Raw genomic sequence first — 26,044 nt, forward strand, 5'->3', positions numbered from 1 at the left:
CATATTAAAGAATGAGCTAATATATCATAAGGACTATAAAACACGATTCACAGCCATTACTGACATCATCAAATATATCGAGCTGTATTACAATCAGACTAGGATTCAAAAGGGTTTGGGCTATAAATCGCCAAGACAGCTGTGGTTTGACTTTTATCGTCAGGCTGCGTAACTAAAATCTCCCAAGTTTAGTTCTACGGGATTGACAGCAGGGGTCATCCGCAACTTCATCTATGTGCCTGATAAATCAAGCAAGGAAGAAAAGATAGTCTGTCGTTACCCGCAGTATTATGCTGCCACCAAACTGTTTGATAATATAAAACGTCATATGAAAGTGCTTGATGTAAACGGCAAGTTTGATGAGAGCGATGCTTTACGAGATGGAAAGGGCGGTACGTACTTTGGTGCGACTGGCTGTGGTAAGAGCTATACCATGCTGTTTCTCGCACGTCTGCTGATGCGCGACGTGGATCTTGGCAGTCCCACCATTATATTAATCACTGATCGCACCGACTTAGACGGTCAGCTGTCTGAAACCTTTACCAATGCTAAGACCTATATCGGTGATGACAATATCATTAGTGTCGAAAGTCGAGCGCATCTACGCGAACAGTTAAAAGGGCGCAAAAGTGGCGGTGTGTTCTTGACCACCATCCATAAGTTCACTGAAGACTTAGCTCTATTGACCGAGCGTACCAACGTCATCTGTATCTCAGATGAAGCGCACCGCAGCCAGATTAATCTCCAGCAAAAGGTCACCGTCACTGAAGATGGCGTGAAAAAGACTTACGGCTTCGCTAAGTACCTACATGATTCATTGCCCAATGCCACTTATGTTGGCTTCACTGGTACACCGATTGATGCCACTCTTGATGTCTTCGGTCCAGTCATTGATAGCTATACCATGGTTGAGTCGGTATTCGATGAAATCACGGTACGTATTGTCTATGAAGGTCGCGCTGCCAAAGTATTACTCGATAGCAAGCAGCTTGATGAGGTAGAGAAATACTATAAAGAAAGTGCAGACGCTGGCACTAATGAGTACCAGATAGAGAAAAGCAAAAAAGCCATGGCGAGCATGTCCACCATTCTTGGTGACCCTGATCGGATCAGAGCCATCGCTGAAGACTTTGTGACACATTATGAGGCGCGAGTAGAAGAGGGTACGACGCAAAAAGGTAAGGCGATGTTTGTCTGTAGCAGCCGTGAAGCTGCCTATCAGTTATATAAAGACATCATAGCGCTGCGTCCTGACTGGAATGAAGTAAGAGCATGCGAGGAAGGATCAACCTTGTCAGAGAGCGACAAGAAAAATGTCATGCCTATGGAGCGCGTCAAGATGATCATGACTCGTAACAAGGATGACGCAAAAGGCATGTGGGACAATCTGGGTAATAAAGACTATCGCAAAGAGCTGGATCGTCAGTTTAAAAACGGCAAATCTAACTTTAAGATCGCCATTGTCGTTGATATGTGGCTTACAGGCTTTGACGTGCCATTCCTAGATACCATCTATATTGATAAGCCCCTACAAAAACACAGCTTGATTCAGACCATATCACGGGTCAATCGTAAGTTTGAAGGCAAGGAAAGCGGCTTAGTCGTTGATTACATCGGCATCAAAAAGCAGATGAATCTGGCGCTTTCACATTACACCAGTGGTCAGGTTCAAAACCTAGACGATATCCAAAAGTCAGTCGTGGTGGTGAAAGACCATTTGGATCTACTAGATACCGTCTATCATAAGTTCGACTCCACCCTGTACTTTAACGGCAAGCCATTAGAGCAGCTCAATTGCTTAAATGCGGCTGCTGACTTTGCGCTGCAATCTAAAAAGCTAGAGAAGCGCTTTATGGACTTGGCCAAGCGTCTGAAGTCTGCCTATGATATTTGCGTGGGTAGTGAAGCGCTCACCAAGGCGCATAAAGACAAGATTCATTACTACCTAGCCATTCGTACCATCATCTTTAAAATCACGACTGGCGGCGCACCTGACGTTGAGCAGATGAACCAAAAGGTACGTGACCTGGTCAAAGACGCGCTGATGAGTGATGGCGTTGAGGAGATCTTTAAGCTCGGTGATAACACCGACGGTGAAATCGATATCTTCGATGAAGACTACCTAGCTAAGCTTGAAGTGATCAAGCAGCCGAATACTAAGCTAGAGTTACTGCAGCAGCTGCTCGCTAAAGCCATTGGTGAGCTGAAAAAGACCAATAAGGTGAAGGGCGTTGATTTCAGTAAGAAGATGAATGCCTTGGTTGAGAAGTATAACGACCGTGACGAGCAAGATGTATTACGTGCTGAAGTCATTGGCGACTTCTCTGATGAGATCATCAAGCTATATAACGAGCTACGGGTTGAGATGGCATCGTTTGGTGAGATGGGTATCGACTTTGAAGAAAAAGCATTTTACGACATCCTGCTGTCACTGGCGCATAAGTATGACTTTACCTATCCAGAAGACAAGCTGCTTGAGCTGTCAAAAGAAGTGAAAAAGCTCATCGATGAGAAGGCTAAATACACTGACTGGAACAAAAAAGAGGATATCCGAGCTGAGCTACAGTTTGATCTAATGGTATTGCTCGATGAATGGGGCTATCCACCTGTGGACTCAAAAGAGGTCTATAAAGAGATATTTGAGCAGGCTGAGAACTTTAAGAAAAATCGGGTGGTTTAGCTATATTTACACGAATTTAGTATTACCTCTTTGGGGTTGAAAAGCAGTATTATGATAGTTTAATTATGTCAGGCATAGCTGCTTGACTCAAGTAAATCAGTCTTCGATATAGTCGGGGTGGTTCAGTTGAAGATCTAAATGACAAACAGCTAGGACGTATTACTCGTAATCCTATATTTACTCCTACTAGCCCGGTTGGACAATCTCAGCAAGAATGGGAATTTGAGATGAGCAATCGCCTTAAAAAAGACGCTTCTCAGTTTAAGAAACGTCCAATAAGGGATTATTTAGATTATTAAGGCTAGCGCTCTATCAATTTAGCCTAACTTTCTTTGATAAACTCCATGCGTCACTATCTGACTTTGTGAAGTTGTAGCGGTACTTATAACTAGGAGAACTGTTGCTGTCATTAGGTGCAAAAGCATAAGATACTATTTCTAAAATTTTTGTTCGATCATTATAACTAACATCTTGAATAAACCTTGTATTTATCTCACTAAGTTCATAAAGCTCTTCTAGTAAGTCTGTATTTAGCACGGTAAACGGTCTTGTATCAGACATTCTCTGGAACTCTGTTAGTGAGTAGCTATAGGTGCCACTGCCGCCCATACAACCTACATCACCTCCCCATAAGACTAAAAAGCTACCTGACACACCGCTATCACTGTACATCTTTCTGTACTGTAAAGGGTAGACATTGTTGGCAGTCGTCATTTCTCCTTCTGAGTCTTCATCAAATGTTGTCATGCAAGCCACTGATTGTGCATACTGCTTGGCTTTATCAAGCACCTCATGTTTAGCATTGTATAACTCGTTCGGGCTGACTTTGTATTCCGAACTTTCATCATCGTATGCTACAGCTAGATTGCAAATTAATAAACTTGATAATAGTATTATTTTTTTCAAAAAAATCCCCTTTAATAAATATATTTTGATTAAGTAGTAAACAAGAAAGACACCCTCAATACTGTAGTTTAGTCTCTAAAAATTATCAACAGCAGTCTACTTAATTTAGATAACTGAACCGCTCCGGTATTGTCATATACTCTCAGAAAGTTGAGCCGTCGACAATTCGGGGCGGTTAAGTCTTAGTAATTTGTATCGCCTGTTGTAAAGCTGAATGACTTCCTTTGCAAAGCCTTGTCATCGAGCAATAAATCAAAGCTTACTATGTACTTGGTATTAGCATAAAGACCACAGTTTGTTCTTGAAGAGGTAACGCCACAACTATTCAAGCTATCGGTAATCGGCAAAATGAACGCTTTGTTCTCTGGAAGATCGTATACTGTTCCTTTTTGAGGATCATTTTCATCGTCAATCAAATCAATAGGCACATCAGTCTTGCGAACAGTGTCGTAAAACTTGATATTACTAACTTTGATTGTATCTGCTTCTGGTGCAAATATATAAACTGGGTGCCCAATAGGATCTGTACGTAAGTTTCGACCTGTACCCGCTACCGGACTTGGGGATTCATTCCATAATGCCGTAGATGTGTCTATAACACCTTCACAAGGATATGTGATTAACCCGTTTTCAGGGTAGTTTGTATTGGTTGTTGTTCCAGACGAACTATTAACCAATACAAATCCATTATTTAAAGTCGGACTCTTTCCAAATGGTGTGTAAGTAATAACACTTGTGCCTGTCTTATCAAAGCGCGGGTCAACAAGCGACTGCAAGTGATAAGGTGCAGCAAACAAATCCTTAATAAAGTCTTTAGCTTCTCGATTTGGCGTGTTAACCATACCGTTAAAATTGAAAGACTCTTTTTGAGTGATGTTCTCGGCAATCACAAGACCTGATGCTGTGTAACCAGATGTCTTGATGCGCTCAGTAAGTGTACCGCCTGTAAAGTAGGGGTTAGCATCACCTGAAATTGATTCAAATCCTACCAGTTTGTGCTCGTAATGTGGGTTGTAGTTTACCTTGCCGTTCGAGTACAAGTACTGTAAGTACATTGCGTGTTTACGAGAGATTGCTGCCAACTCTTCATCATGCGAAACACCTCCAAGACCACATGCTTGACGATTGATACTAATCATATTAGATGCTAGTAGGCTTGCTCCTACCTGCTCTTTGTTTCCTAAAGAGCTAATAGGCACCTGCGTATAATCCGTCTCAACTGGATCAATTGAGTCAGTAGGTTTTGGGTCAACTGGATCCGTAGGTAAGGGATCAATGGGTGTTGGATTGGTCGGCGCTGGGTCAGTTGGAGTTTCTACTACTGGCGGTGGCGTTGTCGTATTTTTATCAGAATCACCATCAGAACCGCCGCCTCCGCCACAAGCTGCAAGGAATAAACTTAGGAATACAACACTGCTTACACCTTGGCTTGCTAAAGTTTTTTTCATTATACTATCCTTAATAGAAACAGTTTTTTCAAATGACAGTTATTCAAATTCGCAGGCAATAGTTCTTGTTTGTGGTGTATAGACTGCGCCCATATCTATGACATCGCCATAGCTATCAAATGGGCGACTTTTGAAATTTGGCCATATAGCCATCATATTGGCGCTAGATGAGAATTTAAGGCTTTCAACGCTGCCGTGTGACTCCCTTCTATATTTGTAAATATACTGCTCTAAAGGTTGACCACGATATTTCACACCGTTCTCAAATATCACTTTGTACTCACCGAAATCACCGGACAGTTCGTTATCGTAAAAATCTCTATATTTAATCTCTTTGATCATGTCACGATATTCTAGTAACCATTCAGATCTAGGTTTGACGAAATTGTCATACCCTTTTTTACCTTGAAAACTCTCGGTAAATGCAGACAGGTTTTTCCTTACACCGTTGTAAGCTGGGTTTTCACCTGCGCAAGCATCTTCCATCCCGCCGAATAAGTAAACCATATCCTTACTTGTAATAGTATTTGATGTTTTTGTGGCAATGGTGGTAGCAGTTTTGACTTTGTTAGTAGAGTTTACTGCTTTACTGTTGCTACCTAAGAAAGATTCATCGATACCTTTTTGTACGCCTGTAGCAAAACTATCAACAAGACTCAAAGCTCCTTTTCCTACGGTACTACCTATCGTTTTACTTTCGGCACAGCCAGATAAGGCTATAAAACTGCTAATAACCAACACAGATAACGTATTTTTCGATTTCATAGTTCATTCCTTTAAGTTTAAAATTAAAAAGATATTAAAAATCAAAGGTGCAAGTAATATCGTTATAGTCAGCATCTAAAGCTCTCAAGTCCATAAGGGCGCTACTATAATCAGATTCAAAGAACTTATCCAAACTTTTGGCAATACCAACATTACTTGAGGTACCTGCATTTGCATGATCTATGATTGAGTAGATATAAAGCGGTTGATACCCTGGCTTTTGCCATTTATAAAATTGTTGTGAAAATAGCTCGTTTTCGCCTGTGTCGCAGTTCGATTTCACTCGGGTAAGCTCGCTGGCTCTAAATATGTCTTCGAGTTTATATACAGCGCTGCCAGTCTCATCTTCCATAACCGCTTGACCTGAACCAATAGTTATTATCTCTGGCTGCTTTTTGGTACCATAAACTACCATGCCACCGTAATCGTCAAGACCTCCTCTAATAGAATAACTAGGATCCTCGGGTGAGTATTCGTTCTTGGTAGGCGTTTTGCTATACCACTCCTTAATGTCAGGAGTATCTGCTAACGAATCCCAACTCCAGTCTGTATTAGATTTCAATGCTAAATAGTCAGTAACGTTAGCAAATCTAGGCGGGTTTTCTTCAATAGCTTCGACAGTTTCTACTTCTTCAATCTCTACTACAGGTTCAGCAATAGCCGTTGAATCAGTGGCGACTATTTCTGTAGGTGCTGTTTCTTCAGGAGTAGTGACCTCTGTCATTTCCTCTACTGAAGTGGTTTCAGAACATCCCGATATAGCCATTAAGCTACTTATTGCGAATATAGATAAAATATGATTGGCCTGCATGCAAAGTTCCTTAAAATTAAAAAGATGTTAAATAGTGATGCTAAAGACACAGATTGATAGAACTGGTTTGAGCTGCTAAAGCAGTATCAATCTATTGACAGGCTATCTTTTTATCTGATTTATTGATGCATATTTGTTTCTGATTGATGGTCGCAACTTGGGCTGTACCCTCATTAAAGATAAAATAAGTGGCCCCCATAAAGTTAGAACTATATCGTTCGACATTACTATCAGAGTATTTAAAAGGAATCACAGTTTTATTTGCACCATCAATAAACCCCCATTTACCATCTTTTAATACCCCGGCGAGACCTTCACTAAACGGACGTATTTCATCGTATACGAAAGGTACAGCGACTTTACCAGTTTTAGTAATATAGCCCCATTTCTTACCTTTTTTCATGCCAACTAAGCCTTGAGAAAAACCATAGACGCCGCCAAAATTACCATTTATACCGTCATACTGAGGCCTAATAACTTCCTTACCATCTTTATCAATAAAGCCCCATTTATAAGATTTTGACATTACTGGTGCCATACCTTCACTAAATGACTCTATAGAAGGATATTTATTCGTGAAGGGCATGACAATTTTGTTTGATGTATCGATAATACCCAGTTTGCCGTTTTTAGAGACTAATATACGTCCGTCAGATACGGGCTCAGACCATGACTCATCGTATTTATCATTAGGGTCTTGCATAGTATCGTAGATGGTTGGTACCACAAGCTTACCTCGGGTATTCATATAGCCGACTTTGTCATTTTTCATCACTGCAAAGACGCCATTGCTAATACTGTAGTAGTCTACATCGTCATAGCCTTTTGAGCTTACTAGCGCTTTGCCTTGCTCATCTAATAAGGTTCTAACACTATAATCAGAGTTGTACCCGACAAAGTATTTGCTATCTGCGGTACAAGCAATTTCAGCATAATTTGTCTTAGGCGGTTTACAGTTATCTACGTAAGCCTGAGCGGGAAGAATATACGTAGCAAAGGTTAGTAGGGCAGCTAGGGGTAGCAAACGGGTAGGGGGTAAAGTCATGAATTGCATTCCTTGTAATTAAAGTTTTTGTTGGTCTCGATTTGTATTTGAAATTATATCGACTAATTTGGCGTCTAAATATCGATCCGACGAACGGTAGTTTCTAATAAAACCTTAGCAAATAAGGGCTTAAATCAGAAAAGGTTTAGATGGCTATTCCTATTGGATGAGAACAGAGCTCTAAACAACTAAATACTTTAGAGTTTTTCTTGTAGTCTAGTTATACATTGACTCTAGTACATCTAAGGTGCTCGCATAGTCTTTACGTTTCAGCTCTTTGCCATTCTTATCAATAGTAATAGCCGTTACTTGTCCATTTTCGCCCTCTTGATAAACATCTATAGTGCCATTCTCAAAGTAGCCACCGATGACATCGGGAGAATCACCACCTGGATCAACAAAGACGCCATCATATTTAGGTTCAATGATGACTTTGCCTAAGGTATCAACAAATCCCCACTTGGCATTTTCATAATCGCCTTTAGCAACAGCAGCTCGTCCTTCAGAGAAATACATTGTCTGATTCCAAATTGGGGCAACGACTTCTTTACCTTTCGTATTGATGAAACCTTGCTTATCTGAATTCATTGGACTGAAGGATGCTAGGCCTTCTTTAAAATCACCAAGGTGACTGTATTTAAACTCAAGTACCGCTTTACCAGAACGATCAATCGCACCATATTTATAGTCTTTGGATACTGTGGCAATGCCATTAGCAAAGTCACTAGCGCTGTCAAAGTCAAAGGGGATTACAGTTTTGCCTTCTTTGTTCATATATCCCCATTGGTCTTTATTTAAAATAGCGACCAAGCCTTCGCTAAAGTTTCTAGCATCTAACATCCACCCATAATCTGCTTCAATATTCACTGGAATCACAAGCTCACCTGAGCTATTAGTGTATCCAAGGTAATAGCCTCCGTCAGAGTCAGACTTTAGATTTTTTTGAGTAGATAGGCCATGCCCTCATGGAACGTACCGCAGAAATCATATTCTGCTTTTACAACGATTTTACCTTCGTTGTTTTTGAACCCGCATTGTTCTGAGTACTCACCATTGGGGACTACGTATTGAACCAGTTTAGAAACAGAATCTGTAGTTGATGTCTCTTCCGTTCCTGATGCTACTTCTATATTTGGCTCTATATTTGACGCATCTTCTACGTTAGTTGATTTGATACTGATATCTTCGTTAGCATTTCTAGTACTTGGAACAGACTCGCTTTTACTACAACCAATAAATAAGAGACTTGTTATAACTGTTAAGGTAATCACCTTTTTTCGTAACATCCTAGTGGTCCTTTTTACTTTCTAATATTGTTTGTTCAAAACACAGTAATGATGTAGGAATATATGTTTTAATAAACAAATTTTTAATGAAGATACGTCAGAAATTAGAATTACTTGTTGTATGTTTTAATGAGTACTGGCCTAAAGTTCACAGTTTAGACTTCTTTCTTTAGCGTTATAGGTAGCGCCACTATTGTACATACCTCCCATACCTTCGACTTTGCGAGTTTTAAAGTTTGAGACAACTGCGGTAACGTTCGCAGATTGAGTAAAGACTAATTTCGCATGAGCGCCTTCAGTTCCCTCACGGTAGCCAATTTCTATAGCTTTTAAAGGTTGTTTTCTATAATAGGCATTCTTCAATGGCAGTGAGAAAGTTACATAGGATCCATCTGTACTTTTTATAACATTTTGAATCTGATCACGATATTCTGGTGACCATTGTGAATAAAGCTGGGCACGTGAGTTATCCATATCAATCACGGTGTCTTTAAAGGCATAATAACGATCTGAAATTTTGTTATATGGTGCGACACTACCTTGACAAGCATCTTCCATCCAACCCATCAAAAAAACCATATCTGTCGGAGGAATTGAAGCAGCATACTGATTTTGAGACTTTACTGAAGTAGGTGTAGTTATACTGGTGTTAATATCTTTAACTATGGTAGAGATACCTTGACCAACAGATGTACTAAAATCCTTTGTTAATGTGCTTACTTCAGCACAGCCTGATAAATTTGCTACAGCTACTAAGCTGACACTTAAAAGAAAAGATTTATTCTGATACATAACATATGTCCGATAAAATAAAAGAGTTACATATTAGCAATAATTTATTTTATTTTATATACAAACATTAGTTTAATTTTAAATAAATTTATTCGAATAAAATCCTAAAAAAATACAACCTGTAAAACAAAGTTACAGGTTGACCGCTATACTGGCTTTTATGATAAACATATAGGCTTACCATCATGGCTGCTTCTCTTGACCATTGTCCTTTAAAAGAAACTCTTTCTATTGCACAGACCTGTGCAATTACCTTTCTAGGGAATGCTAGTAATAACCTGCAGCAAGACGCTTTTTTCTTTTTAGATAACTGGTATCAAGAAGGTTTGGGTGTTATGGCAGTGACATCAGTTGCATCACCATTTTGTTTAGCAGTGTCAGACGGCGTGGCAAGCTCTAATCACTCGCAGCACTGCTCAAAGGCGGTGGTAAAGGCGATCAGACGGTTATGGAACGATCAGAAGAATATTACGTCAGATGATATTCATCAGCTTATTAACCAAACCAAGCATTCATCTAAGCGCTATGGTGCGGCGGCAACTCTCGCGATGGTTGCCTGTGAGTTGAATGGTGATGGAACCATAAAGGCGACGATAACGCATGTGGGCGACAGTCGTATTTATTGGCTACCTAAAGGTGCATCACAATGGCAGTGCCTGACTCGAGATCATAACCTATTGAATGAGCTCATTGACCAGAAAGCACAAGAGCAAGGTAGCCAAGCGAAGTTCTCTGACTATAACCGAGAAGGTATGGCAGGGAGTCTATATAGCATTACTGAATGCTTTGCATTAACGGCTGACAAAAGTTATCTAAGCAGTGAAGTACCAGAAGGTAGCTCTTGCAAAATTGATATCAATAGCGGCGATTGTATCTTGGTTTGTACGGATGGCATTCATGACTTGGTGCCGAGTCGTCATTGGCAATTTGTCAGTGCTGAAACCGATTTACAAACTTGGTTAATCAGTCTCAAGAACCAAGTTTATGAATCCGATGGCAATGCTTATGACAATGGCACTGCAATTTTGGTTCGTTTTGATTGAAAATGTATTTTAATAATAAATTGATTACTTCATCAGTCTAATAGAGAACTAATATGCCTACACATCCAATCGCCAGCTACACAAAGTCAGCACGTCTGTTTGCTTTATATCAATGTTTGCCTCGGAGTGAAACTGATGCTGTGTCACTCACTGAGCTTATGCAAAACTACGGTGATGATGTTGATAATTATACAAATGAGCGCAAAAACCTAGAGAACGATCTGATTGGCTTAAATCAAATATTTAACGATATCTTTTATAGTGATGCCTTAGTCCGAGTGCCAGCATGGGGCAATAATATCAGTGGCAAGACAGCACGGTTTTATATTGAACCCAGCTTTAGCATCGATGTTATTAACGAGCAAACCGTGTTCTTTTGGGAGATGCTTGATAAATATACCGCAAACTACTTACCATTATCTTTTAAACAAGAGATTACAGATAAGCTCACACAACTACGACGGCAGGATAAAGATAACTTTCATCACAGTCCGTTAGGACAGTGGCAAGATTATCTCATCACCTTGCCTAGTGTCGTGCAAGCACCAAAGCTTGATAGTGATGTCTTTGGCAGTATTCATCAGGCTCTGCTACAAGGTCGTCAATTACGGATAGTCTATCAAAATAAATGGGAAGGGCAGCCAGCTGCAAGAGTGGTGTATCCCAAAGGATTGATCTTTATTGACAATATGATCTATCTCACAGGCTTTAATCCGGTAGATGATCATATTGATGATAAGCAGTTGTTAAAAGCGCATCGCAACTTTGCGGTCAACCGTATTACCGAGGCAGTAGTCATAGATAAGCCAATACCTGACTGGGTAAGGCGAGATGCCTTTTCATTACAGAATCTGCGCAAACTAGGTAGGTTAGAGCCGACCGACGATACCCGAATTAAATTGATTTTAAAGGTACAAAGGTATGCCTGTCAGCATCTTTATGAGCGTCCCTTATCGATAGATCAGCAAATTACTACTATCGATGACACTTGGAATCAAGTCAGCGCTACGGTTGCCAATACTACTCGTCTGCAAGATTGGCTGGTAAGTATGTCGCAACTGTCCGTCGTCATCGAACCATTAGAGCTAAAGGCAGTTATTCTTGAGCGCCTAGAAAGTGGGATGCAGCTTTATAACCGTAATTAATGATTTCACTTTAAAGAGGAGCCGAGTATGACAGTAGATAGTATTTTTAAAGATAAACAGACTATAAAAAACGATATCAACGAAGAACGTAATGATGAGCTTCAGATAGAGTCCATACCTTTAGCTACTTTATATACGCCACAATCAGATAGCTACCTCTTGTCTGAGGTTGGGTTTATTGTTATCGAAGATGGCTGGGATGAGCAGTCACTGCTAGCGTTAAAGCAACAAGTCGATTGCACATTGTTTGCGCTACAAACCACAGATAAGCAAATTGATAGATTCGAAGTAATAGACGGGATCATTACTTGCAAAGCGGATGAAGTCGAGCAGGTGATAAGCGTATTTGAATCGGTACTATCTGATCGGGATAAGGTTGGTATAGATGTTAATGATATCAAAAGATCCTGCGGGGCTGAGAAGCCTGCCAATTTTATACAAGCTAGGGTAACGGGTATACCAGACTCAGAACAAATAAAAAGTGCCGTTAATCATCTGCTCAATCAAATTCCTGAAGGTCTTAGTATCGAGTATATGATGCTTGATTTTGAAAGCGTTCATAAGCTACCTCTTGATGAGTTTTTTAGTATCACAACTGCTGTTAAAAGTCGGATTTATGATGATGCAGAAGTGTTTTACGGTAATAGGATGATTGATAAACCTGACCATTATTGGATGGGGGCGATATATGTGGCTGGTTAGCGTGGCAGGTAGGCAAATGCTCATTAATTAAATCGTAAGGAGTGCAGAGAATGACAGATAAAGGTTTATTTAATGATTTTATCCAAGCTCAAGATGCTATCTATTCACAAGTGATTGAAGAGCTGAACTACGGTCGTAAGCGCACGCATTGGATGTGGTTTGTCTTTCCACAGGTGAAAGGGTTAGGGCACAGTAAAATGTCTCGTCGATTTGCAATAGAAAGTCTGGAGCAAGCAAAAGAGTATTTGCAGCATGATGTGCTGGGTGCACGGTTGCTAGAATGTGCTGAATTATTACTGTTGCATCCTGACAAAAGCGCTTTAGATGTCTTTGGTTCACCGGATCACTTGAAGCTGCACTCTTCGCTAACGTTATTTGCCTTTGCCGCTGGTAACAAGTGTGTATTTGAGCAGCTTTTATATCAGTTCTGCGCTGGCAGTTACGATATAAACACTATCAAGATGCTAAAGCAAATCAATGACCAGAAATATAAGTGAATAAAACCGAGTGTGATTTTAAGAGGATAGATGAGTATGAGTACCGTGCAAAGTTTGATAAGTGATGTGAGCCAAAAGATTAACGCTTTAGAGACGGCGCAAGCACTCTATAGCCGCCAGCTTTCACCAGATTTTAGTACTTTTGATTATATCAATACCGATGAGTTAGGACTTAGTCGTATTTTAGCAGCTCTGCTTGATCCTAAAGGGAGTCATGCTCAGCAAGAAAGCTTTTTAAGATTATTTGTGGAGCATTGTTTGCCTGTTATATATAAAGACGATAACTGGCAGGTTTTTCTTAATAACCTTGAGAAAACAGAGGTTTTTCTTGAAGAAGTGACGGGGAAAAGTAACACCCGGCGTCGTATGGATATTTACTTAAGATGTCAGGTGGGTGATGACAGCTACGGTATTTGTATCGAAAACAAACCTTATGCAGTAGATCAACATAATCAATTAATTGACTACTATAAAGAACTTGAAGGAAAAGGGCATATCAATCGACATATTATTTATCTGAATGAAAATAATGACGTGCCAAGTGAGTATAGCGTTGATACTAAAACTTTAGAAAGTTGGATAACAAGCAATCAGTTCTGATATGAATATAGAAAATGAAGTACTGCAAGGATGGCTAGAGAAAATAAAATACACCAAGCAAGACATGATGCGGCAGTTATTAAGAAAGTGCGGTTAGCATACTAAAACCATAACAATAAGGATAGATCGATGTCAGATAATAAATTAATGCTAAAACCCATTAGTAGCTTATTACAAGAGAAGTTCTACATCCCTGCCTATCAAAGGGGTTACCGCTGGAAAGAAAAACAGGTTCAAGATTTATTAGAAGATATTAGGGAGTTTTATCTGACCTCACTTAACTCCGAAGAGAATACGTTTTACTGCTTGCAACCTGTTGTCATCAAAAAGCGTGGAGATGACTCTTGGGAAATCGTCGATGGGCAACAGCGACTAACCACTATTTACATCATTTTAACCTGCTTGAAAGATATACTTCCACCATCAAGTAAGACACGTTATGAGATTAGTTATGAAACCAGAACAAAATCTTCTGATTTTTTAGCAAATATCGACGAAGATCAGGCTAAAGATAATATCGACTTTTTCCATATTTATAAAGCTAAAGAAGCCATCAAATCATGGTTTGATGAGCAAGAAGACTCAGACAAATATAACTCTATAGAGATGCCTTTACTCAATTCAGATAATAAAAGTGTAAACGTAATTTGGTATGAACTCAGTGACTATGAGGTACCCACCCAAGTCTTTTCAAGACTTAATGTCGGAAAAATACCGCTGGTAAGTGCAGAGCTTATTAAGGCATTGTTCTTAAAATCAAGCAATTTCACTCTAGAATCGAAGTCGAAGGACGCCCAAAGCCTATTGCAGCTTACGCTCTCCCAAGAATGGGATGCCATTGAAAAAAGCCTTCAAAACGATGCTTTTTGGTATTTTTTAAGCAATGAAACCCTTGAGTCAAATCGCATTGATTTATTGCTTACTCTTAGAGCATCAGATCATAGTGAAATGGGAAATAATAAAGATGAGTTAAACACTTTTTTGCAATTTAATGAGCTGCTAAAAGAAGATAACTTTGATATGGTTCAAGAATGGAAAAACATAAAGCGTTTAATGATGGCATTAGAAGAGTGGTTTAATGACCGCGAACTATTCCACTTAATCGGCTATTTAATAACTGAGGGAAAAACGATTCCTGAAATTATGCGACTTAGTAAAGATAGCCGAGATAAGCAACATCTAAGGTATAAACTTATAGGTCAAGTTTTTAACCTTACTTTTGATGCTAAATTCGATGCCTTGTCATCATCTGATGAAATTGAATTAAAAGTTTATGATCACTTATCAGAGCTTGATTATGAGTCTAAGAACTTGAGTAAGATTCGCCGTATCTTTTTACTCTTTAATACTGTCAGCTTATTGAGCAACCCCAAATCAAACTCTCGCTTTCAATTTGATAGGTATAAAAGTGAGAATTGGGATGTTGAACATATACGTTCAATAGCCTCAGATATGCCTGAAGGCATTAGCAATCAAAAGAAATGGCTAATAGATGTTAAAGACTATTTAGACAACTCAACAGTTGATACAAGCGCTTTTTATCTTGATGAAGCTGATCAAGATAAAAAGCAACGTATCAATAATGAAATTAACCAAATCCTTCAGGCACAAACCTTTCAACAAGATAAGTTTGAGAATGTTTATAAGAGTATCATAGAGATCTACGATCCTAGCAATGGCGAAGTAGTAGATAACTCAATCGGCAATCTAACTTTGCTTGATAGATACACCAATCGCAGTTATAAAAACGCCATCTTTCCGATTAAACGTAAACATATTATTGAGCTTGATAAAAAGGCTATATATGTGCCCTTATGTACCAAAAATGTCTTTTTGAAATATTACAGTCAAAATTTAGACAATATGCTTTACTGGCGCTCAGAAGACAGCCAAAACCATCAAGATGCTATCGTAGAAACCATAACAGAATACTTTTTTAAAAATGGAGCTCAATAATGAACATGGGAGAAAGAGTAACCTTTAATGGGCTATTAGATATAGTAAATTTTATTGAAGTTCCAATTATCCAGCGTGATTATGCCCAAGGTCGCAAAGATCAGTCAGAAGTTAGAAATGCTTTTTTAGACTCTCTGTTTTCAGCTCTGATCATAGATAAGGCTTATGATGATCAACCGTCTCTAAATTTAGATTTTGTATATGGCGACATTGACAACACTGACACACTCTCAGTACTAGATGGCCAGCAGCGTCTTACAACTTTATTTTTATTACATTGGTTTTTGGCAGTAAAACATAACCATTTAACAGAGTTTAAAGCGCGCTTTACTTTAGAAGGTAGTTCACGCTTTACCTATAAAACCCGTCCAAGTTCATCAGAATTTTTTGATGCTTTATTATCTAACGGTACTATCCAGCAGCGATACCATGCATTAACTAAATTTAATGTAGATCAAACAACCGAATCTAGCAAAATCAATGATTATACTATTGACCAACTCATTACTGACAGTACTTGGTTTTTTTCAGCTTGGAAACAAGACCCTACAGTGCAAGCTTGCCTTAACATGCTAAAGGCGATTGAGGAAAGATTTGCACTCTATGATGAAGATTTGTACCTGCGGATTGTGGATAGCGATAACCCTTGTATCACTTTCCAATTTTTGCCCTTGAGCAAGTTTGGATTGTCTGATGAATTGTATATCAAAATGAACGCGCGAGGTAAGCCCCTCACCCCATTTGAAAACTTCAAAGCTAATCTACAACAAGCTATAAAGTCGTTTTCTGAAGAACTGCCTACTTATGATTTAGCAGCTAGAGGTGGTGTAGTCAATGGTTATGAGTACTTTATCCATAAGATCGACACCGACTGGGCAGATCTGTTTTGGACGTATAGGACTGTTGGTGATAACCATGACTCCTATGATGATGAGCTTATGAACTTCATTCGCTTAATTATTCTATACCAATATATTATCGATACTAAGAACAATGATAGTAAAAGTGAGGATAAGCTCAATACTTTTTTTGGAAAAAAAGCCAAGTTGCAGCACTTAACAATAGCTCAGTACACTAAACTAAATTGTTTTACACCTGATTTTGTAACTAACCTCATTGGTCTTTTAGACCTGCTCGATCTAGATAACTATCACAACCATCATCTCAAGCCTTACTTACCTGACGCATACAATAAGACACATTATTCAGAAGTGTCTATGTTCGAAAAGGTACTAGCAGATAATACTAGTTATCCCGAAAAGCTACGATTCTATGCTTTTTATCGTTTCATTTCGAAAAAGCTCAAATCAGCTAATAGTGTTAATAATGATGACATTCAATCTGAGCTCGTTGAATGGGTACGTGTCATTTATAACTTAACTGAAAATACTATTTTCAATACTTTAAAAGATTTTTTAGAAGCCCTGTTGTCGATTGAAAAGCTAAGTGAGTTTGACTCTCCTATTTTGGATACACTGACTAATAGACCTGGGCTTGTCTTGAGTAGAATTTCAGAAGATCAGCTTGTTGAGGAGAAGATTAAAGCTCATTTGATATTGAGATCAGATCAGTGGAAACAGGCGATTTTAGAAGCTGAAAAACAGACATTTTTTGATAGTGATAAGAAATATCCATTTTTTGACGGCCAAATCGGCTTCCTACTGAACTTTTCAGGTATTTTAGAGTATTACAGAGAACATGGTGATTGCAAGTGGGAAATGGATCAAAATAGTATATATTTTGCTAATTTTGAGAATTACGCCCAGTCAGCGGGAGCCGTTTTTGACCTACTTCAACACAACTCCTCCGACATTAATTATATATGGGAACGCGCTGTGTTAAGCAAAGGGGAATACTTCACTCAAAGAGGACAAGATCGTTATAACTTATTAAGCAGTCGCTCTACTAAACATAACATTGATCGTGATCATAGTTGGAAAAGACTACTACGCATTGGCTCTGCTTATATGAAGCGAGAAGAAAAAAGTAATAAAATCGAAGAAAGACAGTCATATATAAAAGCTGTATTAGACGATAAGGATTTCGACGTTCACGATGTTAAATGTTCACTACAGAAAATTTGTGACAAAGCACTGGCTAGCAATAGTTTAGTTAAATGGCGTGAACATCTGATACAACATCCTGAGCTCTTCAAAGATTGTAAGCAAGGGTTCATTCTTAGAAATGATAATGAGTTTGTTTTATTTAAAGAAGCCCAACGCAACCATACACAATATGAACTTTATACCCGCGTTATTGACATTAAACTAAGACAAGATAAGTCCATAGTAAAACCGTTTGAACATTTAAATTATAAGGAAGTTATGTCTAGTACCATACCTGCAAGTCTAAAGATAGAAGGTTGGTATTATGCGGATAGTGACTACCACTTCGAAATTACCAAATCTCCAAATAACTTCATAGTTAGGTTTAAAAATGGATTATTAAACGATTATCCTATAGAAGTCACGGATGTCATTGAAAATAATGGATTCCAACGCGAATATACTAAGGACGAGGAAACAGGTGATGAAGCAGTGCATTACAAGATTAGCTCATTAACATCAGTAGATGACGTGATTAGTCAGCTTATTCAAACTTGTAGCTCATTGATGAGTATTGAGAATGAGTAACGTTACCAATATAGAAAGACTAATCCAAAACCGTGTTGTACGATTCTTTACCGACATACTCGGATACCGTTATCTAGGCGATTTTAAAGACTGTAGTGGCACACTAAATTTGGACAGTATTTAAAAGGTATAATCCTCAAAAAAGCCAGACAGCTCAAAGCTGTCTGGCTTTTTTGAGGGTTAACACTTATTTACTTGTCCGCCATAAAGCATGCTCACATATTGCGCATAACCAACCATCTTTTGCGCGCATATAACGAATATCAGCAGGTACTTCAATTGGACAAGCATAACCGCAGTACTCACATATAACATCGTCCAAGTAAGCATAACACTGAGCGACTGTCTCAAAGAGTACTTGAGAACTTACCTCATACTTTTCACAAAGCGTCTTCACATGTTTAATAAAGCCGCTCTGATTATCATATGCCCAGTAATCCTCACATATTTTGATATTGTATGGACTCTGTGTCATATTTGGTTGAAGTTTCACACTCATAATATTCTCCTCAGTAGCTTCCATAGTCAGAGTGCGGTAATAGCTCATAAAGCTCGCTCTGAAGCTGACAACGCATATCCTCAACTACATAACCAAGACTCGAATCCAAGCGCTTCTGCACCCACACACGCATCGCCATATCATTATTAAAGCACCGCTTTACCCCTAAGAAGCGAGCTAAGTTATGACCCGATGAAACGTACAACTCACGCATCAATGCATTAGCGATAACATTCGCGTCTTCACTGATCGCACCGTCAGGTTTAAACTCACCAAACAGTTCCTCATAATTGATGATTTTCATTGTGACGTCTCCTTGTCAGTTTGTGCGTTAGTGATGAGTGCTTCAGCTCCAGAGCTATTCGATGCGCCTGTTAACTTCTCCTTACTCGCAAGTAGTAAGTTATCCATCGCTGAGCCATCTTGACGGGTAATATCAGGGACATAGCGGCTGTAGACCCGAAACAACATCTCCGTACTGCTATGACCCATTTGCCGTGCTATCCACTCAGGATTCTCACCAGCAGCGAGCCAAAGCGTCGCTGCTGTATGCCGAGTCTGATAAGCACGCCTGTGCTTAAGTCCGAGTAGGGCAAGTGTGGGTTTCCATACCCGTCTATTCACATTACGGTACTCCATCGGATTGCCCTGTGAGTTGCAGAATACGAACTCTGACTTGCCATAGGTGCGTGCCTTCTGCTCTTGCAACGCATCGTAGACTAACTGTGAGATCGCAATATCACGCTGTGAGCCTAATGTCTTTGTTGGACCCATCTCACCATTGACTAACGCTCCTCTGATGCTGATTTCACGACGATCAAAGTTAATGCACTCCCACTTAAGCCCATCAATCTCACTGGTACGCATTCCTGTAAAAAAGCGAATGGTATAGTAGGGCTTATAGTCAGCTCGAACATTCTTTAAAATCAGCCATACCTCAGCCAGCGTAAAAGGATTCACATCCGGACGAGCTTGTTTAAGATTCTTAATATTTTTATAAGGCATCTCAAACTCATGGCGATCTGATGCTTCTTCTAGTATCATACGAAGTAGTATCATAATCTGATTGATTCGTGCTACTGACAGACTTGACTGACCATCTTTACCGTAACGAACTTTGGCGAGGGAGCTACGGAAGGTCAGCAAGTCTGATTTTTTTATGGCATGTACCGCTTTACCACCAAATTCAGGTAACAAATACTTTTCCAAAATAATCTTTATCTTTTGCCGATAGCTCGGCCGCCATTCAATCTTTTTCTCCTCAAAAAACGTTTCCGAAAACTTGTTAAAGGTCGGATTGCGACTGATACAAGATCCGGCTCTATCAGCCAGTGTCGTCATCTCCTGCGCTCGTTCACTCTTTGGGAAGTAAGCAGTATAGTCGAAGATGCCTAGGGTAATTTCTGCTTCCATTTTTTCGATAATTTTAGCCAGCTTCTTTCGATTAGCTGGAGTGTCTGTGAGATTAGTCGTCTCACGGCAACGCATATTCATATATCGAAAATCTACGAATAGCTTGCCACGTCTCGATCTTATTGACGCCATTATTTGACTCCTTGTTTAAATAAAACTTACTGTAAAGCCATACCGTTGATGGCACTCATAACCGGCTTGCACATATCCTCTTCGATACGCTCCCAAACGTACAAAATCTTGCGACCGCCAAAAGGACGAATGTAATGGATGTTTTCAATCAAAACAGTGTCCTTAAGTTGGTTACGGATAGTACGTGCATCGTATTTAATACGTTCGGCTAATTCTTGAGTAGTGAGATAAGTCTGTGACATAATAGTTCTCCATGTGAAATAAATTTACTATTAGTGAATGATTAATTATCACTAATGAGTACATATTATCTATAAATATTATCACTTGCAAGCACTTTTTTATCACTTTAGGGATTTTATAAATGATTAAGCTCAATTTACCTGTTTTATTTGCACAAAGAGGCATCCGTGTAGCTGATGCTGACAGGATGTCTAAACTAGGAAGATCTACTTTGTATCGAATGTACAATAATGAAGTCACTAGAATAGACTTTGATTCATTAAATGAGCTTTGTAAGCTTTTAGATTGCACACCCGGCGATATTATCCTCTATGAAGAAGATGAAGTTTGTGAGGAAGGGAGTTCAGAAGAAAGTTAGAATGCTTAATAGAATAGTTCTTTGGAGTGTCTTGAAAATCATCAAACTTAGCGCCGATAAATATTCTACTCGTCCCAATTTTTTTCAAATATTAGGTTGTGGTCATCACTGTTTAAACGATAATTAATCTTAGATGTTATAAAACCAAAATGCATTTTAGAAAAATTATACCTCTGAGAAACACGTTTTTTCCTGAATTGAGGTTGGGTTCAAAAATTAGCATAGGGCCAAATTTACTAGGTTAGGTGTCATGATGATTTTTGAACCAAAAATAGCTAGGTTGTGGTCAGATACGCATATGCAGTTTTAGGGCAGGGCACGGTTTGGGCACCAAATGGGCACCGCACCGAAAATGGGCTTTTTGATTGAGTAGCTAGACTTAACTGAATTAGAAAAGATATTTCGGAATATCTTCTACAGGCCTTAAAAATTGGACAAAAAAAAGCCTCACTGTTAAGTGAGGCTTTTTAAGTATTTGGAGCGGGAAAAGAGATTCGAACTCTCGACCCCAACCTTGGCAAGGTTATGCTCTACCACTGAGCTATTCCCGCTAATTATCAATTAACTATCGTCAGTTGATGAAGGCGTATTATACGCAGTTTTTTTTAGGTGTCAACACCTATGACGAAAAAAATTAAAGTTATTAAAATAGGCGTGTCTTCTGGCCATAGATATATGTTATAACGGTTTATTATAATATGTATTCCAAAAGCTTTGTAGTACATAAATAAGCTGGGACGCACTTTATAATTTAACCGTAATTACATTCACAGTTATCAATACTTACAAAGATAAGTCATAAGGATAAAAAATGAGTCAACAATATACCATCGCTGATTATTTGTTTGATCGTGTCGCAGAAGCGGGCGCATCTGAGATATTTGGCGTACCTGGTGATTTTAATTTAACTTTTTTGGACAATGTTCTCGCCTCTGACAAGCTACGCTGGGTGGGTAATACCAATGAGCTAAATGCTGGCTATGCTGCCGATGGCTATGCACGCGAGCGTGGGTTTGCCGCCATGGTGACAACCTTTGGCGTAGGTGAGCTGTCAGCGATTAACGCAACTGCAGGTTCTTTTGCTGAGTATGCGCCAGTGTTGCATATCGTAGGTGCACCAAGCACAGCACTACAAGACTCAAAGCGCCGTATTCATCACTCGCTTGGTGATGGCGTGTTCAATCATTTTATTAAGATGGTCGAGCCAGTAACCGTGGCACGAGCGCAGCTTACCCCTGAAAATGCTGCTTCAGAAATTGATAGAGTGATTCGCTTGATTCTCAAAAAGCATCGCCCAGGTTACTTACTATTATCACCAGACGTTGCGCGTCAACCTATCTATCCACCGACGACCAAGCTGATCGATAGTCAAGAAGACATTACTAGCCAAGCGGCATTATCAGATTTCAAGCAAGCACTAACCGAGTTTTTACCAAATAAGACCACAACACTAATGGCAGATTTGATGGTACATCGTTTGGGATTGCAGTCACAGCTCAAAGCACTGATCGCTGATACCGATATTCCTTATACCACGCTATCTTGGGGCAAGACGCTGCTCGATGAGAATAGTGATCGTTGGGCAGGCACTTATGCGGGTGTTGCTTCGCGTCCAATTGTCAAAGATGCGGTAGAAAACTGCGAATGCCTTATCAAAGTAGGGGTGCAATATACTGACACTACTACCGCAGGGTTTAGCCAAGATATCAATGAAGATGTGGTCGTAGACTTGCATTATGAGCGTGCTTCTATCAGTGGTAAGAACTTTGCACCGATTGCGCTAAAAGATGCGTTGCAAGCCCTGCATGAAGTGATGACCTCTGGCATTAACATCGTGCCAAAACCTTTCTGTGAAGAAGTTAAGCCGCACGAACAAAAAGGCAAAGACAGTGAGGCTATCCGCCAAGATGATTTATGGCATATTATCGCTGACCGTTTAGATCACAATAACTTGGTGTTTTCTGAACAAGGCACAGCCTATTTTGGTATCAGTGATGTGCGTTTGCCAGAAGGGGTGACGTCATATGGACAACCAATGTGGGGGTCAATTGGTTACACGTTGCCTGCCAGCTTGGGCGCAGCAATCGCATCGCCAGCTAAACGCAGTGTGTTATTAGTTGGTGACGGTTCAGCATTGTTGACTGTTCAAGAGTTGGCGGTAATGATTCAAGAGCGCATCAATCCTGTGATCGTCTTAATCAACAATGACGGCTATACGGTAGAGCGTGCGATTCATGGTGAAAACCAATACTATAACGATATCCCTAAATGCGATTGGCAAATTATGCCGCGAGCATTTGGCGCGACAGAAGAAAATAGTGTACTACTCAAAGCAGAGACGGCAGGCGAGCTAAAATCTGCTTTCGACAAAGCTGCTGCGACTACCGATAAGCTTATAATGATTGAGGTAATTGCAGACAAGCACGATATCCCGCCATTGCTAGCAGACATCAGCGCCGCACTAAAGCCAAAAAAGGATTAAGTAATTCGTAAAAGCTTTCTTAATAAAAGTACTAGCCCCATTTAGCAACTTAGCTAGATGGGGTTTTTTGCATTTTTTTATCATACGGATTAATTAATCAGCAATTGCTCTTATGTCAGTTTGCAGACTTTAGTATTATGGCGGATTGGGCTACGTTCAGCCTTGATAGTCAACAGGAGACAGACCCGTCGTGATTTGGTTAAAAATGCTTATCGGCGCATTGATGGTACTGGCGATTCAAATGTTCGCCCAAACCCGATTTTTCTATTTGGCGGCACTTGCGCCGCTATTCCCCACTTTTACGTTAATCAGTCACTTTATTGTTGGTACTGAGCGCAGTCCCGCTGATTTAAAGGTCGCGCTGATATTCAGTATGCTTGGCGTCATACCGCATTTGATTTATACCTTTGTGGTGTTTTTTAGCATCAGTTATATGAGCTTATATAAGGCATTGCTATTAGGCGTAGTCGCTTGGACGGTTGCGGCTGCGATTCTGGTACTGATATGGCAATACATTCAAGGTTAAGCATCAGCAACATACAAAACCTTTTATCATAGCAATAGCATTTTATAAGATTTTTTAATATTTGAACTTTTTTATTGAAGTATTTTTATTGATTTAATATTGGCTGCTAGTTCTGATGGTGATGCTAATATCATTATAAATAATTGTCATTCATATTTTGAATAATGGCCGCTTATGATAGGCTCACTGGTGTAATATCTCCTAACAGCAAGATAACGAAAACCCCATCGCAATCAATTACTATTCTTAATAATAAAAAATAGGGCTCAGAAAAAATGGATACCTTAAATATCCTGTATCTCGTAGGCGCAGTACTAATTTTCGCCAGTATCATGGCGAGTACATTATCGGCGCGCTTAGGCGTACCATTGTTGTTGCTGTTTTTGATAGTGGGTATGTTGGCAGGCGAGCAGGGTATCTTGGGTATTGAGTTCTCTCAATATGCGCTAGCCAATTTCGTTGGGCAGGCAGCCTTAGCCTGTATCTTGCTAGATGGTGGTCTACGTACGTCCTTTAAATCGTTCCGAGTGGGTCTAAAGCCTGCGATCACGCTGGCCACGTGGGGCGTGTTGGTCACAGTCATGGTGCTAGGGGTATTTGTCACTTGGCTGCTCGATGTCGATTGGCGCTTTGGTTTGCTGATGGCAGCGATTGTCGGCTCAACCGATGCCGCCGCCGTATTTTCTCTATTACGTAATGGCGGTGTCAAGCTTAACGACCGTGTACAAGCAACGCTTGAACTTGAGTCTGGTGCCAACGATCCTTTAGCTATTTTATTAGTCACTGGTTTGATTGCCCTAAATGTAGATCCTGATGGTCAGACAGTATTTGGCTTTTTAGTTTTATTACTACAGCAGCTGAGCTTTGGGCTAGGCATGGGCTTATTGTTCGGTTATTTTCTATCCCGATTATTGCCCAAGGTGCATTTGGCAGAAGGGATGTACGCCATTTTGATCCTCTCCGCTGGCTTGGCTGTGTTCGCCGCGACCAATCTTATTGGCGGCAGTGGATTTTTGGCGGTATACCTCACTGGTGTGCTAATCGGCAACCACAAGGTGCGCTCGACAGAGCATGTCATGCGCGTGATGGACAGCTTTGCTTGGCTGTCTCAGGCCGTGCTATTTGTGGTATTAGGACTATTGGTCACTCCATCAAACGTCCTCAATGTCTGGCATTATTCGGTTGCAATCGCGCTCTTTATGATCTTTGTGGCGCGTCCTATTGCCGTCTATACCAGTGTCAAACCTTTCAAATTTAAAGACAGAGAGATTGGGTTTATCTCTTGGGTTGGTTTACGCGGTGCAGTGCCTATTACCTTGGCAATTTTACCTGTCATGGCTGGGATAGATAACGCTTTTATGCTGTTTGATATTGCCTTTGGTGTCGTGGTCTTATCATTGATTTTGCAAGGCACAACTATCCCGACGATGGCCAATCTATTTAAAGTACGTATTCCAACCAATAAAGACCCAAAAGAAGAACACGAGGTCTGGGTATCCGATAAGGCCAGTATCACGCTATATGAGTTTGAGGCAAAGTCAGGTGCATTTGCCATTGGGCGTCATCCTATGGGTATCTCTAAAGGCATCAATCCAGATGAAATCAGTGTCTTTGCGCTAGTCCGTAATCAGCAAATCGTAGTAGTCGATGACAACACAAAGCTAAAATTCGGCGATAGTGTCTGGTATGCCATGAGAGGTAATCACGCGAGCAAAATCGCTAAGATTTTTAATGACACAACATTAGATCGCAAAGCTATCGATGATTTCTATGGCGATTGGTTGCTATCACCCAGTGTTAAGCTTGGAGATTTGCCGTTTTTTACAGGAATCATGGCATCTGAGACATTGGTAAAAACACTCAAAACGTCCGACGAAGACAGCGCAAAAAATATGTGGGAGCAGACGGTAGCTGAGTACGTGAAATCACATTTAGGTACTGCGCCAGTGTCAGGCGATACCGTTGTGGTGAGTGACGAGTGGTCATTGGTCATCAAGGAAGTCGGTGACAAAGGGAAGCTAAGAACCATTGGTCTAAAGTACCAACAACCGTCTGTAGTAGTGTAATAAACCTAGTGGTATC

At 40.0% G+C, this 26,044-nt stretch carries 25 protein-coding genes and 1 tRNA gene; 13 read left to right on the forward strand and 13 right to left on the reverse strand.

All coding sequences use genetic code 11. From position 1 onward, the window contains the following. The coding region (locus tag JMX91_RS11190) for an IS3 family transposase (RefSeq protein ID WP_201549175.1) at positions 1–172 on the forward strand (172 nt) is incomplete at its 5' end. A 30-nt stretch (positions 173–202) separates the two neighbouring features. Beyond that, positions 203–2,680, forward strand: coding sequence for a type I restriction endonuclease subunit R (locus JMX91_RS11195; protein WP_227679391.1), 2,478 nt, complete (start codon positions 203–205; stop codon positions 2,678–2,680). A gap of 312 nt (positions 2,681–2,992) precedes the next feature. On the opposite strand, the gene JMX91_RS11200 is transcribed toward JMX91_RS11195, so the two are convergent. The 8 genes from JMX91_RS11200 to JMX91_RS11235 form a co-directional block, all read right to left on the reverse strand. Continuing rightward, positions 2,993–3,586: a hypothetical protein gene (locus tag JMX91_RS11200; RefSeq protein WP_201549177.1), complete on the reverse strand. Its 594-nt coding sequence runs from the start codon at positions 3,584–3,586 to the stop codon at positions 2,993–2,995. Between the two features lie 182 nt (positions 3,587–3,768). Next, positions 3,769–5,034 carry a CAP domain-containing protein gene (locus tag JMX91_RS11205; RefSeq protein WP_201549178.1) on the reverse strand — a complete coding sequence of 422 codons (1,266 nt, stop codon included), beginning with the start codon at positions 5,032–5,034 and terminating at the stop codon, positions 3,769–3,771. 39 nt (positions 5,035–5,073) lie between these two features. Continuing rightward, positions 5,074–5,799, reverse strand: coding sequence for a hypothetical protein (locus tag JMX91_RS11210; RefSeq protein ID WP_201549180.1), 726 nt, complete (start codon positions 5,797–5,799; stop codon positions 5,074–5,076). 34 nt (positions 5,800–5,833) lie between these two features. Then, positions 5,834–6,610, reverse strand: coding sequence for a hypothetical protein (locus JMX91_RS11215; protein WP_201549182.1), 777 nt, complete (start codon positions 6,608–6,610; stop codon positions 5,834–5,836). A 91-nt stretch (positions 6,611–6,701) separates the two neighbouring features. Further along, positions 6,702–7,655, reverse strand: a complete 954-nt coding sequence (locus JMX91_RS11220) for a WG repeat-containing protein (protein WP_201549184.1) — start codon at positions 7,653–7,655, stop codon at positions 6,702–6,704. Between the two features lie 216 nt (positions 7,656–7,871). After that, positions 7,872–8,531, reverse strand: a complete 660-nt coding sequence (locus tag JMX91_RS11225) for a WG repeat-containing protein (RefSeq protein WP_201549186.1) — start codon at positions 8,529–8,531, stop codon at positions 7,872–7,874. Positions 8,532–8,587: 56 nt separating this feature from the next. Then, complete coding sequence (locus JMX91_RS11230) at positions 8,588–8,941, reverse strand: WG repeat-containing protein (protein WP_201549188.1); 354 nt, start codon at positions 8,939–8,941, stop codon at positions 8,588–8,590. Positions 8,942–9,082: 141 nt separating this feature from the next. Next, positions 9,083–9,733: a hypothetical protein gene (locus JMX91_RS11235; RefSeq protein WP_201549190.1), complete on the reverse strand. Its 651-nt coding sequence runs from the start codon at positions 9,731–9,733 to the stop codon at positions 9,083–9,085. 185 nt (positions 9,734–9,918) lie between these two features. Here JMX91_RS11235 and JMX91_RS11240 point away from each other — a divergent pair, with 185 nt between their 5' ends. The 7 genes from JMX91_RS11240 to JMX91_RS11270 all read left to right on the forward strand — a co-directional run bounded on the left by JMX91_RS11240 (position 9,919) and on the right by JMX91_RS11270 (position 18,309). After that, the gene (locus JMX91_RS11240) at positions 9,919–10,776 is read left to right on the forward strand and encodes a PP2C family protein-serine/threonine phosphatase (protein ID WP_201549192.1); all 858 of its coding nucleotides are present in this window, start codon (positions 9,919–9,921) and stop codon (positions 10,774–10,776) included. A 53-nt stretch (positions 10,777–10,829) separates the two neighbouring features. Next, positions 10,830–11,921 carry a helix-turn-helix transcriptional regulator gene (locus JMX91_RS11245; protein ID WP_201549194.1) on the forward strand — a complete coding sequence of 364 codons (1,092 nt, stop codon included), beginning with the start codon at positions 10,830–10,832 and terminating at the stop codon, positions 11,919–11,921. Positions 11,922–11,948: 27 nt separating this feature from the next. Then, a complete protein-coding gene (locus JMX91_RS11250; RefSeq protein WP_201549196.1) occupies positions 11,949–12,623 on the forward strand; it encodes a hypothetical protein in 675 nt (224 codons plus the stop codon). Between the two features lie 50 nt (positions 12,624–12,673). Further along, positions 12,674–13,120 carry a DUF1810 domain-containing protein gene (locus JMX91_RS11255; protein ID WP_201549198.1) on the forward strand — a complete coding sequence of 149 codons (447 nt, stop codon included), beginning with the start codon at positions 12,674–12,676 and terminating at the stop codon, positions 13,118–13,120. Between the two features lie 36 nt (positions 13,121–13,156). Next, positions 13,157–13,720: a PD-(D/E)XK nuclease family protein gene (locus JMX91_RS11260; RefSeq protein ID WP_201549200.1), complete on the forward strand. Its 564-nt coding sequence runs from the start codon at positions 13,157–13,159 to the stop codon at positions 13,718–13,720. A 129-nt stretch (positions 13,721–13,849) separates the two neighbouring features. Further along, a complete protein-coding gene (locus JMX91_RS11265; RefSeq protein ID WP_201549201.1) occupies positions 13,850–15,676 on the forward strand; it encodes a DUF262 domain-containing protein in 1,827 nt (608 codons plus the stop codon). Continuing rightward, entirely contained in the window at positions 15,676–18,309 is a 2,634-nt protein-coding gene (locus tag JMX91_RS11270) for a DUF262 domain-containing protein (protein WP_201549202.1), read from the forward strand. The genes JMX91_RS11265 and JMX91_RS11270 overlap by 1 nt, the downstream gene beginning before the upstream one ends. 187 nt (positions 18,310–18,496) lie before the next feature. Here JMX91_RS11270 and JMX91_RS11275 read toward each other — a convergent pair whose 3' ends face one another. Genes JMX91_RS11275 through JMX91_RS11290 form a run of 4 tightly spaced genes read right to left on the reverse strand, consistent with a single transcriptional unit; the run spans position 18,497 to position 20,595 of the window. Then, positions 18,497–18,808 (reverse strand): hypothetical protein, encoded by a 312-nt coding sequence (locus tag JMX91_RS11275; RefSeq protein WP_227679392.1) that lies wholly within the window; start codon positions 18,806–18,808, stop codon positions 18,497–18,499. Between the two features lie 10 nt (positions 18,809–18,818). After that, positions 18,819–19,112 (reverse strand): hypothetical protein, encoded by a 294-nt coding sequence (locus tag JMX91_RS11280; protein WP_201549203.1) that lies wholly within the window; start codon positions 19,110–19,112, stop codon positions 18,819–18,821. Then, positions 19,109–20,353, reverse strand: coding sequence for an Arm DNA-binding domain-containing protein (locus JMX91_RS11285; RefSeq protein WP_201549204.1), 1,245 nt, complete (start codon positions 20,351–20,353; stop codon positions 19,109–19,111). The genes JMX91_RS11280 and JMX91_RS11285 overlap by 4 nt, the downstream gene beginning before the upstream one ends. Positions 20,354–20,379: 26 nt before the next feature. Further along, positions 20,380–20,595: a hypothetical protein gene (locus JMX91_RS11290; RefSeq protein WP_045456309.1), complete on the reverse strand. Its 216-nt coding sequence runs from the start codon at positions 20,593–20,595 to the stop codon at positions 20,380–20,382. A 122-nt stretch (positions 20,596–20,717) separates the two neighbouring features. On the opposite strand from JMX91_RS11290, the gene JMX91_RS11295 reads away from it, so the two are divergent. Beyond that, positions 20,718–20,954, forward strand: a complete 237-nt coding sequence (locus JMX91_RS11295; protein WP_201549205.1) for a helix-turn-helix domain-containing protein — start codon at positions 20,718–20,720, stop codon at positions 20,952–20,954. Positions 20,955–21,430: 476 nt separating this feature from the next. On the opposite strand, the gene JMX91_RS11300 is transcribed toward JMX91_RS11295, so the two are convergent. Next, positions 21,431–21,505: transfer RNA gene (locus JMX91_RS11300), tRNA-Gly, on the reverse strand. A gap of 260 nt (positions 21,506–21,765) precedes the next feature. Between JMX91_RS11300 and JMX91_RS11305 the strand changes: the two genes are divergently transcribed. The 3 genes from JMX91_RS11305 (at position 21,766) to JMX91_RS11315 (ending at position 26,028) form a co-directional block, all read left to right on the forward strand. Next, positions 21,766–23,436, forward strand: a complete 1,671-nt coding sequence (locus JMX91_RS11305) for an alpha-keto acid decarboxylase family protein (RefSeq protein ID WP_201549206.1) — start codon at positions 21,766–21,768, stop codon at positions 23,434–23,436. A gap of 190 nt (positions 23,437–23,626) precedes the next feature. Then, positions 23,627–23,962, forward strand: a complete 336-nt coding sequence (locus JMX91_RS11310) for a GlpM family protein (RefSeq protein ID WP_227679393.1) — start codon at positions 23,627–23,629, stop codon at positions 23,960–23,962. 275 nt (positions 23,963–24,237) lie between these two features. Then, the gene (locus JMX91_RS11315) at positions 24,238–26,028 is read left to right on the forward strand and encodes a potassium/proton antiporter (protein WP_201549208.1); all 1,791 of its coding nucleotides are present in this window, start codon (positions 24,238–24,240) and stop codon (positions 26,026–26,028) included. The last annotated feature ends 16 nt before the right edge of the window (positions 26,029–26,044 follow it).

It is taken from the genome of Psychrobacter sp. Pi2-1 (assembly GCF_904846645.1).
Lineage (GTDB): Bacteria > Pseudomonadota > Gammaproteobacteria > Pseudomonadales > Moraxellaceae > Psychrobacter.

What these genes read in the sequence shown, in the direction of transcription:
- JMX91_RS11205 (WP_201549178.1), bottom strand. Translation starts at nt 5,034, where the DNA reads ATGAAAAAAACTTTAGCAAGCCAAGGTGTAAGCAGTGTTGTATTCCTA.
- JMX91_RS11210 (WP_201549180.1), bottom strand. Translation starts at nt 5,799, where the DNA reads ATGAAATCGAAAAATACGTTATCTGTGTTGGTTATTAGCAGTTTTATA.
- JMX91_RS11215 (WP_201549182.1), bottom strand. Translation starts at nt 6,610, where the DNA reads ATGCAGGCCAATCATATTTTATCTATATTCGCAATAAGTAGCTTAATG.
- JMX91_RS11220 (WP_201549184.1), bottom strand. Translation starts at nt 7,655, where the DNA reads ATGACTTTACCCCCTACCCGTTTGCTACCCCTAGCTGCCCTACTAACC.
- JMX91_RS11230 (WP_201549188.1), bottom strand. Translation starts at nt 8,941, where the DNA reads ATGTTACGAAAAAAGGTGATTACCTTAACAGTTATAACAAGTCTCTTA.
- JMX91_RS11235 (WP_201549190.1), bottom strand. Translation starts at nt 9,733, where the DNA reads ATGTATCAGAATAAATCTTTTCTTTTAAGTGTCAGCTTAGTAGCTGTA.
- JMX91_RS11240 (WP_201549192.1), top strand. Translation starts at nt 9,919, where the DNA reads ATGGCTGCTTCTCTTGACCATTGTCCTTTAAAAGAAACTCTTTCTATT.
- JMX91_RS11245 (WP_201549194.1), top strand. Translation starts at nt 10,830, where the DNA reads ATGCCTACACATCCAATCGCCAGCTACACAAAGTCAGCACGTCTGTTT.
- JMX91_RS11250 (WP_201549196.1), top strand. Translation starts at nt 11,949, where the DNA reads ATGACAGTAGATAGTATTTTTAAAGATAAACAGACTATAAAAAACGAT.
- JMX91_RS11255 (WP_201549198.1), top strand. Translation starts at nt 12,674, where the DNA reads ATGACAGATAAAGGTTTATTTAATGATTTTATCCAAGCTCAAGATGCT.
- JMX91_RS11260 (WP_201549200.1), top strand. Translation starts at nt 13,157, where the DNA reads ATGAGTACCGTGCAAAGTTTGATAAGTGATGTGAGCCAAAAGATTAAC.
- JMX91_RS11265 (WP_201549201.1), top strand. Translation starts at nt 13,850, where the DNA reads ATGTCAGATAATAAATTAATGCTAAAACCCATTAGTAGCTTATTACAA.
- JMX91_RS11270 (WP_201549202.1), top strand. Translation starts at nt 15,676, where the DNA reads ATGAACATGGGAGAAAGAGTAACCTTTAATGGGCTATTAGATATAGTA.
- JMX91_RS11275 (WP_227679392.1), bottom strand. Translation starts at nt 18,808, where the DNA reads ATGAGTGTGAAACTTCAACCAAATATGACACAGAGTCCATACAATATC.
- JMX91_RS11280 (WP_201549203.1), bottom strand. Translation starts at nt 19,112, where the DNA reads ATGAAAATCATCAATTATGAGGAACTGTTTGGTGAGTTTAAACCTGAC.
- JMX91_RS11285 (WP_201549204.1), bottom strand. Translation starts at nt 20,353, where the DNA reads ATGGCGTCAATAAGATCGAGACGTGGCAAGCTATTCGTAGATTTTCGA.
- JMX91_RS11290 (WP_045456309.1), bottom strand. Translation starts at nt 20,595, where the DNA reads ATGTCACAGACTTATCTCACTACTCAAGAATTAGCCGAACGTATTAAA.
- JMX91_RS11295 (WP_201549205.1), top strand. Translation starts at nt 20,718, where the DNA reads ATGATTAAGCTCAATTTACCTGTTTTATTTGCACAAAGAGGCATCCGT.
- JMX91_RS11305 (WP_201549206.1), top strand. Translation starts at nt 21,766, where the DNA reads ATGAGTCAACAATATACCATCGCTGATTATTTGTTTGATCGTGTCGCA.
- JMX91_RS11315 (WP_201549208.1), top strand. Translation starts at nt 24,238, where the DNA reads ATGGATACCTTAAATATCCTGTATCTCGTAGGCGCAGTACTAATTTTC.